At 70.4% G+C, this 14,929-nt stretch carries 14 protein-coding genes and 1 tRNA gene; 10 read left to right on the top strand and 5 right to left on the bottom strand.

What is annotated here, in order from left to right:
• Positions 1-99: 99 nt before the first annotated feature.
• Positions 100-729, bottom strand: a complete 630-nt coding sequence (locus NF557_RS14510) for a superoxide dismutase (RefSeq protein ID WP_252620272.1) — start codon at positions 727-729, stop codon at positions 100-102.
• Positions 730-904: 175 nt separating this feature from the next.
• Between NF557_RS14510 and rsmA the strand changes: the two genes are divergently transcribed.
• From rsmA to NF557_RS14490, 4 genes are all read left to right on the top strand, one after another.
• Positions 905-1,771: a 16S rRNA (adenine(1518)-N(6)/adenine(1519)-N(6))-dimethyltransferase RsmA gene (gene rsmA, locus NF557_RS14505; protein WP_252620270.1), complete on the top strand. Its 867-nt coding sequence runs from the start codon at positions 905-907 to the stop codon at positions 1,769-1,771.
• Positions 1,772-1,780: 9 nt separating this feature from the next.
• Entirely contained in the window at positions 1,781-2,740 is a 960-nt protein-coding gene (locus NF557_RS14500; protein ID WP_252620269.1) for a 4-(cytidine 5'-diphospho)-2-C-methyl-D-erythritol kinase, read from the top strand.
• Positions 2,740-4,587 carry an ABC-F family ATP-binding cassette domain-containing protein gene (locus tag NF557_RS14495; RefSeq protein WP_252620267.1) on the top strand — a complete coding sequence of 616 codons (1,848 nt, stop codon included), beginning with the start codon at positions 2,740-2,742 and terminating at the stop codon, positions 4,585-4,587. Before NF557_RS14500 ends, NF557_RS14495 begins: the two co-directional genes overlap by 1 nt.
• A gap of 123 nt (positions 4,588-4,710) precedes the next feature.
• Positions 4,711-5,223 carry a MarR family winged helix-turn-helix transcriptional regulator gene (locus NF557_RS14490; protein WP_252620266.1) on the top strand — a complete coding sequence of 171 codons (513 nt, stop codon included), beginning with the start codon at positions 4,711-4,713 and terminating at the stop codon, positions 5,221-5,223.
• Between the two features lie 58 nt (positions 5,224-5,281).
• On the opposite strand, the gene NF557_RS14485 is transcribed toward NF557_RS14490, so the two are convergent.
• Positions 5,282-5,893, bottom strand: coding sequence for a TetR/AcrR family transcriptional regulator (locus tag NF557_RS14485; RefSeq protein ID WP_252624229.1), 612 nt, complete (start codon positions 5,891-5,893; stop codon positions 5,282-5,284).
• Between the two features lie 139 nt (positions 5,894-6,032).
• Here NF557_RS14485 and NF557_RS14480 point away from each other — a divergent pair.
• A tRNA-Gln gene (locus NF557_RS14480) sits at positions 6,033-6,111 on the top strand.
• A 51-nt stretch (positions 6,112-6,162) separates the two neighbouring features.
• Here the strand turns inward: NF557_RS14480 and NF557_RS14475 are convergent.
• On the bottom strand, positions 6,163-6,978 hold the full coding sequence (locus tag NF557_RS14475) for an SDR family NAD(P)-dependent oxidoreductase (protein WP_252620264.1): 816 nt from the start codon (positions 6,976-6,978) through the stop codon (positions 6,163-6,165).
• Positions 6,979-7,112: 134 nt separating this feature from the next.
• Between NF557_RS14475 and glmU the strand changes: the two genes are divergently transcribed.
• The 5 genes from glmU (at position 7,113) to pth (ending at position 11,880) form a co-directional block, all read left to right on the top strand.
• Positions 7,113-8,675: a bifunctional UDP-N-acetylglucosamine diphosphorylase/glucosamine-1-phosphate N-acetyltransferase GlmU gene (gene glmU, locus NF557_RS14470; RefSeq protein WP_252620263.1), complete on the top strand. Its 1,563-nt coding sequence runs from the start codon at positions 7,113-7,115 to the stop codon at positions 8,673-8,675.
• On the top strand, positions 8,672-9,655 hold the full coding sequence (locus NF557_RS14465; RefSeq protein WP_256855699.1) for a ribose-phosphate diphosphokinase: 984 nt from the start codon (positions 8,672-8,674) through the stop codon (positions 9,653-9,655). The genes glmU and NF557_RS14465 overlap by 4 nt, the downstream gene beginning before the upstream one ends.
• Positions 9,656-9,686: 31 nt before the next feature.
• A complete protein-coding gene (locus tag NF557_RS14460) occupies positions 9,687-10,226 on the top strand; it encodes a DUF1697 domain-containing protein (protein ID WP_252620261.1) in 540 nt (179 codons plus the stop codon).
• Between the two features lie 238 nt (positions 10,227-10,464).
• On the top strand, positions 10,465-11,145 hold the full coding sequence (locus NF557_RS14455; RefSeq protein ID WP_252620259.1) for a 50S ribosomal protein L25/general stress protein Ctc: 681 nt from the start codon (positions 10,465-10,467) through the stop codon (positions 11,143-11,145).
• A gap of 144 nt (positions 11,146-11,289) precedes the next feature.
• On the top strand, positions 11,290-11,880 hold the full coding sequence (pth, locus tag NF557_RS14450) for an aminoacyl-tRNA hydrolase (RefSeq protein WP_252620257.1): 591 nt from the start codon (positions 11,290-11,292) through the stop codon (positions 11,878-11,880).
• Between the two features lie 90 nt (positions 11,881-11,970).
• Here pth and NF557_RS14445 read toward each other — a convergent pair whose 3' ends face one another.
• Together NF557_RS14445 and NF557_RS14440 are read right to left on the bottom strand one after the other, a co-directional pair.
• On the bottom strand, positions 11,971-12,687 hold the full coding sequence (locus tag NF557_RS14445) for a PspA/IM30 family protein (RefSeq protein WP_252620255.1): 717 nt from the start codon (positions 12,685-12,687) through the stop codon (positions 11,971-11,973).
• Positions 12,688-12,803: 116 nt separating this feature from the next.
• Positions 12,804-14,876, bottom strand: coding sequence for a TPM domain-containing protein (locus NF557_RS14440; protein ID WP_252620253.1), 2,073 nt, complete (start codon positions 14,874-14,876; stop codon positions 12,804-12,806).
• Positions 14,877-14,929 lie beyond the last annotated feature (53 nt).

The raw sequence follows: 14,929 nt of genomic DNA, 5'->3' as shown, positions 1-14,929 counted from the left end.
GTGGCAACCAGTGATGTCGTGGGCGGGCCGTGGGCGCCAGACGCACACGAAGGCCCCAGCGCACCTCGCGCCGGGGCCTTCGGTGTGGAACGGGGTCGATCAGGCGTGGGGCGTGATCAGACCAGCAGTCTTGGTGCGGGCGCCGTCGAAGCGCTCCTGCACGTCGGCCCAGTTGGCGATGTTCCACCACGCCTTGACGTAGTCGGCCTTGACGTTCTTGTATTGCAGATAGAACGCGTGCTCCCACATGTCCAGCATCAGCAGCGGCACCAGACCGGCGGACAGGTTGCCCTGGTGGTCGTAGAGCTGGCAGAGGATGAGCTTCTCGCCCAGGGTGTCCCAGGCCAGGATCGACCAGCCGGAGCCCTGGATGCCCAGCGCGTTGGCGGTGAAGTGGGCGCGGAAGGCGTCGAACGAGCCGAAGGTGTCGTCGATCGCGGAGGCCAACTCACCGACCGGCTTGTCGCCACCGTCCGGGGACATGTTGGGCCAGAAGACCGTGTGGTTCACGTGCCCGGCCAGGTTGAACGCGAGGTTCTTGGACAGCATGTTGACGGAGTCGAAGGAGTCCTTGTCGCGGGCCTCGGCCAACTTCTCCAGCGCCGTGTTGGCGCCCGTGACATAGGCGTTGTGGTGCTTGGAGTGGTGCAGCTCCATGATCTCGCCGGAGATGTGCGGTGCGAGGGCGCCATAGTCATACGGAAGGTCGGGAAGTGCATAGTCAGCCACAGCAAACAGCTCCTCTGTTGTCGATGTCCACAGGCTTCGAGCCTGTCCTACCTGCAACATAGTTGCAACCGTGGAGCATTCCCCGGCCGGGGGTCAGTGGGGCCCACCGGACCGAGTGCACGAGTGCGCCCCTCCTGCCGGGAGGGCAGCCGAAGTCCGATTAGGCTGGCCGGTCATGGAGCCGCACCCGCACGACCAGCTGCTCGGCCCCGCCGAGATCCGCGAGCTGGCGGGACGTCTGGGGATCCGGCCGACCAAGAGCTGGGGGCAGAACTTCGTCATCGACCCCAACACCGTCCGCAAGATCGTCCGACAGGCCGGCGTCGGCCCTGACGACGTCGTGCTGGAGGTGGGGCCGGGTCTGGGGTCGCTGACCCTCGCGCTGCTGCACGTCGTGGACCGGGTGACCGCGGTCGAGATCGACCCGGCGCTGGCCGAGCAGCTCCCCAGGACAGTGGCCGAGCTGGCCCCCGGGCGGGCCGACCGGTTGACCGTGCTGCACCAGGACGCGCTGCGGGTCACCGAGCTGCCCGACCCGCAGCCGACCGCGCTGGTGGCCAACCTGCCCTACAACGTCGCGGTGCCGGTCGTGCTCAACCTGCTGGAGGCCCTCCCGAGCCTGCAGCGGGTGCTGGTGATGGTCCAGCTCGAGGTGGCGGAGCGGTTGGCAGCGACGCCGGGCGGACGCATCTATGGCGTCCCGAGCGTCAAGGCCGCCTGGTATGCCGAGGTCTCCTCGGCGGGTCGCGTCGGTCGCAACGTGTTCTGGCCGGCGCCCAACGTCGACTCCGGCCTGGTGCGCATGGTCCGCAGTGACCCGCCGAGCACGACAGCGAAGCGGTCCGAGGTGTTTGCGGTGGTCGACGCCGCCTTCGCGCAGCGGCGCAAGACCCTGCGAGCGGCGCTCGCGGGCTGGGCCGGGTCCCCGGCAGCGGCCGAGGATATCCTGCGTCGAGCGGGCGTGGACCCGGGGGCGCGCGGAGAGCGTCTGACCGTGGAGCAGTTCGCGGCGGTGGCTGAGGCCCGGGCCACGGACCAATAGGGTGGCGGCATGAGTCAGGGTGCCGAGCCCCGGGGAGTCACCGTCCGTGTCCCCGGCAAGATCAACCTGGAGCTGGTCGTGGGCCCGCTCCGGGAGGACGGCTACCACGAGCTGGCCACGGTGTTCCACACGGTCGGCATCTACGACTACGTCACCGCCATCGAGTCCGACCGCTGGTCCGTGCAGGTCAGTGGTGCCACGGCCGAGGGCGTGCCGGGCAACTCCACCAACCTCGCCATCAAGGCCGCCAAGGCCCTGGCGCGACGCTATGGCGTCGAGGGCGCCGTGGCCCTGGGGATCGAGAAGAACATCCCGGTCGCGGGCGGGATGGCCGGCGGTTCGGCAGATGCTGCCGCCGCCCTCGTGGCGTGCGACGCGCTCTGGGACCTGCAGCTGACCCGCGACGAACTGGAGCCGATCGCTGCCGGCCTCGGCTCGGACGTGCCGTTCCTGCTGCACGGCGGCACCGCGATCGGCTCGGGCCGGGGCGAGCGCCTGGCTCCGGTCCTGGCCCGCGGTGAGCTGCACTGGGTGCTCTGGGTCAGCAACAAGCCAGGCCTGTCGACCCCGCAGGTGTATGCCGAGTGCGACCGACTCCGCGCCGCAGCCGGCGTGCAGGTGGCCGACCCGGTGCCCTCAGGTGACCTGGTCGCCGCGCTGCGGACGATGGACACCGACGCGGTCGGTGCGGCGCTCCACAACGACCTGCAGGAGGCTGCCTGCTCGCTCTATCCCGTGCTCGACGACGTGCTCGAGGCCGGCCTCGAGCTCGGGGCGCAGGGCGCTATCGTGTCCGGCTCCGGCCCCACCGTGGCCTTCCTCGTCGGCACCCAGGCCGCAGCGATCGACCTCTCGGTCGGACTGGCCGCCCGTGGTCCCGACGGTGACATCCGCCGGGCCACCGGCCCCGTCGCCGGTGCCCAGGTGGTGCAGAGCATCGTCCCCCCCGGCCCTGGGTTCACCGGCTGATGGCCAACCTCATCTCCACGGACGGGGTCCACCTCGTCGCCGGCACGCAGGTGCTCCTGGATGACGTCTCGCTCGGCGTGCTCGACGGTGAGCGGATCGGTGTCCTCGGCCGCAACGGGGGCGGCAAGACCTCCCTGCTTCGGGTGCTCCTGGGGACCCGTGACGTCGACGCCGGCCGGGTCCTGCGCCCGGCAGGCGTCACGATGGGCATGCTCGCGCAGGCCGACGTGCTCGACCCCGGCGCCACCGTCCGCGACGTGGTTCTGGGGGACCTGGCCGAGCACGAGTGGGCCAGCCACGCCCGCATCCGGGAGATCATGACCGGCCTGCTGGGCGACCTGGACGCCTCCGCCCTCGGCGGCCTCGACTCGGTCATCGGCGCGAAGTCCGGTGGTGAGCTGCGCCGGCTGGCGCTGGCAGCGCTCCTGGTGGCCGACCCCGACCTGATCCTGCTCGACGAGCCCACCAACCACCTGGACGTCGAAGGGGTCGCCTGGCTGGCGGCATACCTCGCGCAGCGTCGTCCCCGGCCGGGCAGCGGGCTGCTCTTCGTCACCCACGACCGGTGGTTCCTGGACGCGGTGGCCACCGGCACCTGGGAGGTCGGCGAGGGGCAGGTGCACAGCTATGACGGGGGTTATGCGGCCTATGTGCTGGCCCGCGCGGAGCGGTCGCGCGTCGCCGCAGTCACCGAGGAGCGGCGCAACAACCTGCTGCGCAAGGAGCTCGCCTGGCTGCAGCGGGGGGCCCCGGCGCGCACGAGCAAACCGCGCTTCCGGATCGATGCTGCCGAGGCGCTGGTCGCCAACGAGCCGCCGCCCCGGGACAGCGTCGAGATGGTCCGCTTTGCCACGACGCGGCTGGGCAAGGACGTGTTCGACCTGGTCGACGCGACCATCCAGCTCGGCGACCGCGTCCTGCTGGACGAGGTGACCTGGCGGATCGGGCCGGGTGACCGGTTCGGGGTCGTCGGCGTCAACGGCGCCGGCAAGTCGACCCTGCTGCGGGCGCTGATGGGCGAGGTGTCCTTGGAGTCGGGCCGGCTCAAGACCGGCAAGACGGTGCGCTGGGCCTATCTCAGCCAGGACCTGCGGGAGCTGGAGGCCGCCGCGGGCAAGAAGGTCATCGACGCGATCACCGAGGTCCGCTCCTTCACGATCCTGGGCGGCAAGGAGATCTCGGCGAGCCAGCTGGCCACCCGCCTCGGCTTCACCGGCGGGCGCCAGCAGTCGCGGGTGGGCGACCTCTCAGGTGGTGAGCGGCGACGCCTGCAGTTCCTCAGGCTGCTGATGGACGAGCCCAACGTGCTGATGCTGGACGAGCCGACCAACGACCTGGACATCGACACGCTGACCTCCATGGAGGACGTGCTCGACGGCTGGGCCGGGACCCTGATCGTGGTCTCGCACGACCGATACCTGCTGGAGCGTATGACGGACCGCCAGGTCGCCCTGCTCGGCGACGGGGCGCTGCGGGACCTGCCGGGTGGGGTGGATCAGTATCTGCAGCTGCGCCGCGAGCTGGTGGACCACCGGTCCAGGGCTGCCGTCCGGGAGGCGGACCGCGCCCGCGGTGGGGCGCCCTCAGCTGCCGGCGGGTCTGTCGGCGCGGGCGCCGCGCCCACGGCGAGTGCGGCAGAGCTGCGGGAGGCCCGCAAGGCCGTCGCCCGCGTCGAGAAGTCGCTGGCACGGGTGGGGGAGCGCGAGACGCGGGTCCATGAACAGATGGCGGCCCAGGCGACCGACGCACACGCGATGACCAGGCTCAGCGCAGAGCTGGCCCAGCTGCACGAGGAGCGCGAGGGGCTGGAGCTGGAGTGGCTCGAGGCTGCCGAGACCATCGAGTAGGGCATGGGCCTCAGGGCAACCGTCCTCGCCCTCTGGGCGCGACGCTGTGCCGGGTGGGCAGCGACGTCGTCGCCGCCGCAACGTCTTGAGGTCGAGATTCTTGAGGCTCACTACAGTGGGCCTATGAGTGACACCGGGTCCCGAGCCGCCGACCAGGTGGACGACATCGTCGCTGCCTGGCGGCGCGAGCGCCCTGACCTGGACGTCTCCCCACTCGAGGTGCTCTCCCGGGTCAGCCGTCTGGCCCGACACCTCGACCTGGCGCGTAGGCATGCGTTCGAGCGGGTGGACCTCGTGGCCTGGGAGTTCGACGTGCTCTCGGCCCTGCGCCGGTCGGGGGAGCCCTACCAGCTGTCCGCCGGCGAGCTGGTGCGGCAGACGATGGTCACCAGCGGCACCATGACCAACCGGATCGACCGGCTGCTGGCCAGAGGGATGGTGGCCAGAGCCCCCTCGGAGAGCGATCGGCGCACGGTGCTGATCACGCTGACCGCACAGGGCCGTGAGGCGGTGGACTCGGCGCTGGCCGACCTGGTGACCGATGAGCATGAGCTGCTGGCCGGACTGTCGGTCCGCGAGCGGGACGAGCTCGCTGCTGCGCTGCGCCGGCTGCTGGCACCGTTCGAGCAGGACTAGGTCCGCCGAGCTGACCTCGCCCGCCCGCCTGCCACCTGTCTCGGGGACAACTAGGCGGCTACTTGCCCTTGGGGTGGATCAGGCGCAGGCCGGGCTTGGACTCCAGGCCGGACAGCCCGTTCCACGCGAGGTTGACGACGTGGGCGGCCACGTCCTCCTTCTTGATGCGGCGGGAGTCGAGCCACCAGCCGCCGGGCGTGGCGACCATCCCGACCAGCATCTGGGCATAGAGAGGGGCCATCTTGGGGTCGAGCTTCTGACGCTTGAACTCGGCCGCCAGGATGTGCTCGACCTGGCTGGCCACATCGCTGATCAGCGAGGCGAAGGAGCCGGTGGACTGTCCGGGCGGGCTGTCCCGCACCAGGATCCGGAACCCCTCGGTGGAGTTCTCGACGTAGTCGAGCAGTGACAGCGCCGCTCGCTCCAATAGAGCCCGCGGGTGGGCCGGCTCGGAGAGCGCGTCGGTGATCGCGGTAAGCAGTGCCTGGATCTCGCGGTCGACGACGACGGCATAAAGACCCTCTTTGCCGCCGAAGTGCTCATAGATCACCGGCTTGGAGACCTCGGCGCTGGCCGCGATCTCCTCGACCGTGGTGCCCTCGAAGCCCTTCTCGGAGAACAGTGTCCGACCGACGACGATCAGCTGCTCGCGCCGCTGGGGCCCGGTCATCCGGTGACGTGCGACAGGGGTGCTGAGTTTGGGATCGGAGCGGCTCACGGACCCCATTGTGCCTGCATCCGCGGCGGCGACTGCCGTCCGAGGTCGGATCTGGCCTAACCTAGTCCGGTCCGGTGCCTGCACCTGACGTTCCCCGGTTGCTCTGCTGGTAGGGGCCGCCTGACTTTGAATCAGGATTAGCGACGTTGGTTCGATTCCAACCCGGGGAGCCTGCTTGACGAGCAGCAGTGCACCTGCTCAGGTGCACGCACGGAGCTTCCTCAGCGCAGGTAGCTCGCCCCGTTGAAGTCGACGACGGCACCGGAGGTCCACTCCGCGGCCGGCTCGGCCAGACCCACGATGGCCCCGGCGACCTCCTCGGGAGTGGCGACCCGGCCGAACGGGCTCTGCCCACGGATCTGGTCACCGGCCGGACCATCGAGGAGCTGCGCGGCCATGTCGGTCGCGATGAACCCTGGTGCGAGGGACGTCACGCTGATGCCGTGCGGCGCCAGGGCCACGGCCATCGACTGCCCGAACGCGTGCAGACCGGCCTTGCTCGCGCCATACGCAGGCACGTCGGGTTCGCCGCGGTAGGCCCCGCGCGAACCGACGTTGACGACCCTTCCGACGGGCCGGCCGTCCGCGGGCGGCACCTCCATCATGTGACGGGCCACGCAGAAGGTCAGGTTGGCCGGCCCCAGGAGGTTGGTGGCCAGCGTCGTCTGCCAGGCGCGCACCCAGCTGTCGTAGTCGGTGTCGGTCACCCGGTGGTCGCCGCGTCGGCTGCCGCCGGCCGCCGGGTCAAGGAAGAGCGCCGCATTGTTGACCAGGACGTCGACCCGCCCGAGGGCCTGCGCGGCATCCGCGGCCAGCCTCTGCGTCTCCTCGGGGGAGGCGAGGTCGGCCCCCAGCAGCACGTGGCCAGTTCCTGGCAGGCTGTCGAGCACCGCACGGGCCGACTCCTTCGCGCCGCGGTAGTGGACCGCCACGCGGTCGCCCCGTTGCGCGAAGGCGCGGGCGGTGGCAGCCCCCACTCCTCGCGAGGAGCCGGTCACCAGCACGCCCCGCCCGGAATCACTCATGGCATCAGTCATGCGCCCACTCTAGGAAGGGTCGCGGCGGGACCCATCTGACGCCACCGCGCGAGGCAGGTAGCATCCCAGTGACGGGAGTCCCGGAGGGACCGCCGCCAGTGTCCTGTCCCCGAGACGTTGGGAGCGACTTCCGCGTGAGCGAGAACCGCCCGGCCGCCATCATCATCCTCGCCGCTGGCGAGGGCACCCGGATGAAGTCCAAGACCCCCAAGGTGCTGCACCCCATCGGCGGGCGCACCCTGCTGGGCCATGCGATGTATGCCGCGCGGGGGACCCGGCCCGGCCACCTCGCCGTCGTCGTGCGGCACGAGCGTGAGCGGGTGGCCGCACACGTCGCCGAGCTCGACGTCGAGGCCATCGTGGCCGACCAGGACGAGGTCAAGGGCACCGGCCGCGCGTGCGAGTGCGGGCTCGATGTCCTGCCCGCCGACCTCACCGGCACGGTCCTGGTGACGATGGGCGATGTCCCGCTGCTGACGCAGCAGACCCTGGCCGACCTCACCGCACGTCACGAGTCCAGCGGCGCAGCCGTCACCGTGATCACCGCCGAGCTGCCCGACGCCAAGGCCTATGGCCGGGTGGTGCGCGACGAGGCCGGCGACGTGGTGGAGATCATGGAGTTCAAGGACGCCCTGGCCCACCGCGAGGCGGGTGACGAGTTTGCCCACGTGGTCGACATCCGCGAGATCAACTCGGGCATCTATGCCTTCGACGCCGAGGTGCTGCGCAGCGCCCTGGCCGAGGTCGGCACGGACAACGCGCAGGGCGAGAAATACCTCACCGACGTCATCGGCATCGCCCGGCGCGACGGACGGCGGGTGACGGCCCACCTGATCGAGGACCTCTGGCAGACCGAGGGCGTCAACGACCGGGTGCAGCTGGCCGACCTCGGCCGGGAGCTGAACCGCCGCACCGTCGAGCACTGGATGCGCGAGGGTGTCACGGTCGTGGACCCCGCCACCACCTGGATCGACGCTGACACCACGATCGGGCAGGACACGGTCATCCGCCCCAACACCCAGCTGCTCGGCGCAACGACCATCGGGGCCGGAGCCGTCGTTGGCCCGGACACGACCCTGACCGGCGTCGAGGTCGGCGACGGTGCCAGCGTGGTGCGCACCCAGGGCGAGCTCGCGATCATCGGGCCCGAGGCGACCGTCGGCCCGTTCAGCTATCTGCGACCGGGGACCGAGCTCGGAGCCCGCGGCAAGATCGGAGGCTTCGTCGAGACCAAGAACGCGGTCATCGGCGAGGGTGCCAAGGTGCCGCACCTGACCTATGCCGGTGACGCCACCATCGGCGAGGGCGCCAACATCGGCGCCGGCACGATCTTTGCCAACTACGACGGCGTCGACAAGCACCACACGACCATCGGGGCGCACTCCTTCGTCGGGTCCGACACGGTGCTTATCGCCCCGGTCACCGTCGCCGATGGCGCCTATGTCGGGGCGGGTTCTGCCCTGACCAGTGATGTCGAGGCCGGCCAGATTGCGGTCTCCCGCGCCCGCCAGCGCAACATCGACGGCTGGGTCGCACGCAAGCGAGCGGGCACGAAAACCGCGGCCGCCGCCGAGGCCGCGGCGGCGTCGGCGACCGGGGACCAGACCGCGACGACCGGGGACCAGACCACGGCGACCGGGACGACCGAGCCTGACGCGCGTCATACTCACTCCCAGAGCGAAGGGGACCCGGCGTGACCGGCATCCAGAAGACCACCCAGAAGAACCTGATGATCTTCAGTGGTCGGGCCCACCCGAGCCTGGCCGAGGAGGTCACCACCACCCTGGGCACCGACCTGGTCCCCACGGACGCCTACTCGTTCGCGAACAGCGAGATCTACGTCCGCTTCGACGAGTCGGTCCGTGGGTGTGACGCCTTCGTGATCCAGAGCCACACGGCGCCGATCAACGAGTGGATCATGGAGCACCTGATCATGGTCGACGCGCTCAAGCGCGCCTCCGCCAAGCGGATCACCGTGGTGCTGCCGTTCTATGGCTACGCGCGCCAGGACAAGAAGCACCGCGGGCGCGAGCCGATCTCCGCACGCCTGATCGCCGACCTGTTCAAGGTCGCCGGCGCCGACCGGCTGATGGCCGTCGACCTGCACACCTCGCAGATCCAGGGCTTCTTCGACGGCCCGGTGGACCACCTGATGGCGCTGCCGATCCTCTCCTCCTATGTCAAGAAGCACTATGGCAAGGAGGACCTGGCGATCGTCTCGCCGGACGCCGGCCGCATCAAGGTCGCCGAGCAGTGGAGCCAGCGTCTGGGCGGAGCGCCGCTGGCCTTCATCCACAAGACCCGTGACATCACCCGCCCCAACCAGAGCATGGCCAACCGGGTCGTCGGCGAGGTCGCCGGTCGCACGTGCATCCTGGTCGACGACATGATCGACTCCGGCGGGACCATCTGCCAGGCGGCCGACGCACTGATGGCCGAGGGTGCCGCCTCCGTCGTGATCGCCGCGACCCACGCCCTGTTCAGCGGCCCGGCGGTCGAGCGGCTGGCCAACTCGGTGGCGCGCGAGGTGATCGTGACCAACACGCTGCCGCTGTCCGCCGAGGCGCGTGTGCTGGACAAGATCACTGAGCTGTCCATCGCGCCGCTGCTCAGCCAGGCGATCCGGGCCGTCTTCGAGGACGGCTCGGTCACCAGCATGTTCGACGGCAACGCCTGACCGGCACCCTGCGGCAGAGAGGACCCGGCCCGTGCCCACCTATGTCGGCTTCCTGAGAGCGATCAACCTGGGGGCACGGCGCAAGTTCCCCGCCGGGGCGGTCCGGGCCAGCGCGGAGGGCGCGGGCTTTGCCGACGTCGAGACCTATCTCAACACCGGCAACGTGCGGGTCGGCACCCGCATGCGATCACTGCCCCGGGTCGAGGCCGCCCTCGAGGCCGCCTTTGAGGCGGACCGGGGCTTCGAGGTCCCCACCATCGTCTATGGGAGCGCGGAGCTGACCGAGCTGGCGGAGTATGCCGCCACGCTCGACGCCGACTTCGGTGCCACCGAGAGGCACATGGTCTATCTGCTGCGCTACCCCGTCGCCCCCGAGATGGGGGCGGAGCTGGAGGCGCTCAGCAACGACCGGGTGCGGATCGTGGCGGGGCCGCGCAGCATGCACGCGCTCTGGCCGGTGGCGGTGGCCGGTGACCCGGACCCACTGTCCAGCGCTGCCGGTCGCCGGCTCGGACTCACGACCACCAGGAACGTGCGGGTGGTCACCGAGGTGGCGCGCCGCTGGGGCTGAGCGACGGGGCTGGGTGGCCCGCGCAGGAGCAGTGCCGCAGATCACGCGGGAGCCAAGTTGGTCAGCGCCCTGTCCAGCGCCTAGACTGAACGACTGTTGCCTCGGCGAGGGACGCAGCACGAAGGACTGCGGCGTCCGTGAATCGACGCGGTTGAGCCGTCCACCGGCCCGCTGCCGTGTCGTGCCGTGCCCCGCGTCGAGGCCATCCACTGAAGAACCCCGACACACGGAGGCCCCCATGGCTGACAAGCTTTCCATCTCTGCCGAGAAGCGCACCGAGTTCGGCAAGGGCGCGGCCCGTCGCGTGCGCCGCGCCGACAAGATCCCCGCCGTCCTCTATGGCCACGGTGGCGACCCCATCCACCTGACCCTGCCGGGTCACGAGACCATGATGGCGCTCAAGCACACCAACGCCGTGCTGACGCTGGCCGTCGAGGGCGGCGAGGACCACCTGGCCCTGGTCAAGGACGTGCAGCGCGACCCGATCAAGCGCACCATCGAGCACGTCGACCTGGTCGTCATCATCAAGGGTGAGAAGGTCATCGTCGACATCGCGGTCCACGTCGAGGGCCAGGCTGCGCCCGAGACGATCGTCACCACCGACTACACCGAGATCTCCGTCGAGACGGACGCGACCAGCATCCCGCAGTCCTTCGTGGTCTCGGTCGAGGGTCTTGAGGCCGGCACGCAGATCCTGGCCGGTGCGGTCGAGCTGCCCGAGGGCGTCACGTTGGTCACCGACCCCGAGGCGCTCCTGGTCAACGTCCGGGAGTCCATCTCCGAGGAGGCCCTGGAGGCCGAGCTCGCCGAGGCCGAGGCCGATGCCGGCATCGAGCACGAGGAGCCGGAGTCCGACGAGGCTGCCGAGGGTGACGAGGCAGCGGCTGAGGGCGACGAGGCCAAGTCCGAGGACGCCTGACCCACTCTTGGGGTGAGTTAGACCGGCTCATCCCGACTGCCGACGGCTGACTGCCCGGGGCGCACTCTCGCCAGAGTGTGCGCCCCGGGCAGTAGGTTGTCTGCGGCACGAACTCCCGCACGACTGACCGCACGAGGAGGAGCGATGGAGCCCTGGTTGGTGGTCGGCCTGGGCAACCCGGGGCCGAAGTATGCCGGCAACCGGCACAACATCGGGGCGATGGTCATCGCCGACCTGGCTCAGCAGGCCGGCGTCGCGGCCAAGCAGCACAAGGCCCGCGCCTGGGTCAGCGAGATCCGCCTCGGCACGCTGCCAGGCGGGGCGCCGGGGCCACGCGCGATCCTGGCCCAGCCGATGACCTACATGAACGTCTCCGGCGGCCCGGTGGCGGGGCTAGTCGCGTTCTACAAGGTGCCGCTGACTCAGATCATCGTGGTGCACGACGAGCTCGACATCGACTTCGGTGCGATCAAGCTCAAGCGTGGTGGGGGCGAGGGCGGCCACAACGGACTGCGCTCCATCAGCCAGTCCCTGGGGACCAAGGACTATCTGCGGGTGCGGCTGGGCATCGGTCGGCCTCCCGGTCGTCAGGACCCGGCGGCCTATGTGCTCTCCGACTTCCCGGCACGGGAGCGCGTGGACGTCGAACTGCTCATCGGCGACGGAGTCGACGCGGTCCACGACCTGGTGCACCTGGGCCTCGAGGCTGCCCAGGGGCGGTTCCACGCACGCTGAGTCCGGGTCCTTCCCCCGAGGCTGAAAAGTCCACCGGGCCCGCCGGACGGTGTCCGACGGGCCCAGCGTGTGGTGCGGTGGTGCTAGTGGTCAGCCCTGGTTCTTCAGCGCGGCGAGGCGGGCCTCGATCTCAGCGTCGTGACCGGTGTCCTCCAGCTCGTCGAACTGGTCCTCGAGGGTGGTGGCGTGGGCCTCGGCCCGGCCCGCGACGAGGGCTTCCTCGCGCTTGATCTTCTCCTCGAACCGGCCCAGGTCGCTGGTGGGGTCCATCACGTCGATGGAGCGCATGGCCTCGTTGACCTTGCCCTGGGCCTCGACCGAGCGGGCCCGGGCGACCAGGGTGCCGCGCTTGGACTTCAGCTGCTCCAGCTTGGTCTTCATGCTGGTCAGTCCCTGCTTGAGGGTGTCGACCGTGACGTTCTGCTGGTCGATGGCCGGGCGGGCCGCCTTGGCGTCGCTCTCGTGCTGGATCTGGCGACCCAGCGCGATCTTGGCCAGGTTGTCGAACTTGTCGGCGCCGGCGGCGTCGCCGCTGCCGCGCAGCTCCTCGGCCTTGCGTGACGCCGCACCTGCCTTGCGGCCCCACTCCTGCGCCGCCTCCTCGTCGCTGCGCAGGTCAGCTTCGGCCATCCGCACGTTGGCGATGGTCTGCGCCACGGCTTCCTCGGCCTCGGCGATCGAGTTGGTGTAGTCACGCACGAGCTGGTCGAGCATCTTCTCCGGGTCCTCGGCGCGGTCCAGGATCGAGTTGACGTTTGCCTTCGCGAGCTGGCTGATCCGGCCCAGGATGGTCTGCTTCTGAGTCATGGTCCATGTGTCCTTTCGTCGGCACCAGTGTGGTGCAAGACGTCTTGTGTGTGCCAGTCCTAGTCATTGACGGCGCGGGCCGCCGATTGGTTCCACAGTGAGTCAATCATCCGTGGTCAGAATCGACCTCCCGACGAGGCCGTGCCGCCGCCACCAAAACCGCCTCCGCCGAAGCCACCGCCACCTCCTCCGCCGAAACCACCGCCACCGAAGCCGCCGCCCCCGCCCCAACCGCCGCTGTGCCGGTTGCCGCCGGCCAGGATGCCGCCGAGGATCAGCGAGAGCGGGTCGATGCCGCCGCTGCGGTTGCTGCTGCCTGGTCCGTTCCACCGGTCCAGGTCCTGCTGCGCCTCGCTGAGGGCCTGCTCGCCCAGCTGCTCCGCGCGGGTCAGCAGACTGACGGCCTTGGTCGCGTCGGTGTCCGCCAGACGCTGAGCGTCCTCAAAGAGGCGCAGCGCCTCGGAGATCCGGGTCCGCGCGCCGCTGTTGACGGCTCCGCGGCGGGTGGCGATGGTCTCGTCGATGCTGCGCAGGCGCGCACCGACCCGGCTGACCCGCTCACCGAAGTCCTCGCGGATCTTGGTGCGCTGGCTCTCCGCGTCGCGCAGCGGGTCGAGCAGCGTGTCCAGGTCGTGCTCGGTGGCGTCCAGCAGCGCCAGCGCGGCCAGCGGGTCACCGGAGGTGTCGGCGCTCTGCCCCCGGGCGATGGCCTGCCGGGCACGCTCGACGACGGGCTGGATGACCGAGTCCTTGGGGGCGAGGCGCTGCGCGTCCTGGATGTCAGAGGTCAGCGAGGCGACCGCCTTGGACAGCACCTGCTTGGCGTTGGCCAGGTCGCTGTCGGCCGAGGCGATGGCATCCAGCAGCCGCACCGCCTGGCCGATCGACTCCTCGGCCGCCCGCGCAGCGGCAACCGCGGACGGACGGTCGCTGGTGGTCAGGGCCTCGCGGCCGGCATCGACGAAGCCGTGGGCGCTGTCGATGAGCCGCTCAGCCTGCGCCCGGTGGGCGCGCACGGTGACCAACGCCTGCTCGGGATAGCGCGCGGCCAGCCCGTTGATCTCCTGGTCTGCCACCGGCAGCCGCTCAGCCACCTCACCGGCGCGCCCAGCAAGTTCCTCGAGGAACTGCGGCACGTTGTCCTGCAGCGCGCGCATCTCGGCGAACTGAGCCGTGTGCGAGTCCAGGTTGGCCTTGGCCGCCGTGCAGAGCTCGATGATCTGACCCAGCATGTGGCGCTCGACGGACTCGGCCTCCTGGTCGGCGTCGTCGAGCTGCTGGCGGATCCGGAACGCCTCCTGCGACCTGGTGCGGGAGTCCTTGAGCACCTCCCGGAAGGCCTGCGTGCGCTGCTGGCCGAACTGCGCCTCGGCGAAGCTGAGCTCCTCCTCGGCGCTGCGCAACGCGTTGTCCAGGCCCACCAGAGACGCGGCCGCATGGCGTTGCAGCTCCTGGGTGGGCACCTGCGCGGTGCGGCTGGACTCGGTCGGCAGCTCGCCGGCCGCGTCCCGGCTGCGCCTGGCGGACTTGTTGCCCACCGCCGAGATGACCTTGGAGCCCACGACGGCCATCACGGGCACCGCAAAGATCCAGGGGAAGCTGCTGAAGCCGCTGGAGCCGGAGGGCTGCCAGCTCTCGCCACTGTTGGGTGGAGGTTGGTCGGTGTTGACGGGGGTGTTGACCCCGTCGGGGAGCAGCTCGGCCAGGCCGTCGGCCGCGCCGATCGCCGCGCCGGCCCAGTCGTCGTCAGCCAGGTGGGGCTCGATGAACTCGCTGCGCCAGCTGGTCAGCCCGCCGCTGTCGATGACCCGCGCGGTGCTGGCAGTCCCATAGGCGCGCTGGTCGACGGCGACCGCGAGCAGCAGGTCGTCCTCACCGAATCCGTTGAGGTCATAGGTCTCCTCGGCCCAGGACGCGCCGTCCGCCCGGTCAAACCGGTCGACATAGACCACGAAGAGCTGCAGGCCGGTCTCGTCACGCAGGTCGGCCAGGCTGGCCTCGACCTCGTCCTCGCTGCCGGCGAGGGCGCCGACCGTGTCCGTGATCTGGTCGGTCAGCTCGAGGGGCTCCTCGTCGGCCGTCGCCATCCCCGCCGTGAGCGACAGCGGGAGCCCGAGAGCGGCACCGAGCAGCAGGGTGGCACCCCAGGACCGGGCAGGGTTGCGGTGGCCGTCAACTGTGTCAATCACGCCTTGATCTTCCTGTCCGGGTCCTGTGGACGCAACCGCGCCCCAGGTGGTGT

This window comes from Ornithinimicrobium cryptoxanthini (assembly GCF_023923205.1).
Classification (GTDB): domain Bacteria; phylum Actinomycetota; class Actinomycetes; order Actinomycetales; family Dermatophilaceae; genus Ornithinicoccus; species Ornithinicoccus cryptoxanthini.
The sequence above is the reverse complement of the archived record's forward strand: the minus strand, read 5'-3'. Positions and strand labels throughout refer to the sequence as shown.

Coding starts and splice junctions, on each gene's coding strand:
- rsmA (WP_252620270.1), top strand. CDS start 905: ATGGAGCCGCACCCGCACGACCAGCTGCTCGGCCCCGCCGAGATCCGC.
- NF557_RS14500 (WP_252620269.1), top strand. CDS start 1,781: ATGAGTCAGGGTGCCGAGCCCCGGGGAGTCACCGTCCGTGTCCCCGGC.
- NF557_RS14495 (WP_252620267.1), top strand. CDS start 2,740: ATGGCCAACCTCATCTCCACGGACGGGGTCCACCTCGTCGCCGGCACG.
- NF557_RS14490 (WP_252620266.1), top strand. CDS start 4,711: ATGAGTGACACCGGGTCCCGAGCCGCCGACCAGGTGGACGACATCGTC.
- NF557_RS14485 (WP_252624229.1), bottom strand. CDS start 5,893: ATGACCGGGCCCCAGCGGCGCGAGCAGCTGATCGTCGTCGGTCGGACA.
- NF557_RS14475 (WP_252620264.1), bottom strand. CDS start 6,978: ATGACTGATGCCATGAGTGATTCCGGGCGGGGCGTGCTGGTGACCGGC.
- NF557_RS14455 (WP_252620259.1), top strand. CDS start 10,465: ATGGCTGACAAGCTTTCCATCTCTGCCGAGAAGCGCACCGAGTTCGGC.
- pth (WP_252620257.1), top strand. CDS start 11,290: ATGGAGCCCTGGTTGGTGGTCGGCCTGGGCAACCCGGGGCCGAAGTAT.
- NF557_RS14445 (WP_252620255.1), bottom strand. CDS start 12,687: ATGACTCAGAAGCAGACCATCCTGGGCCGGATCAGCCAGCTCGCGAAG.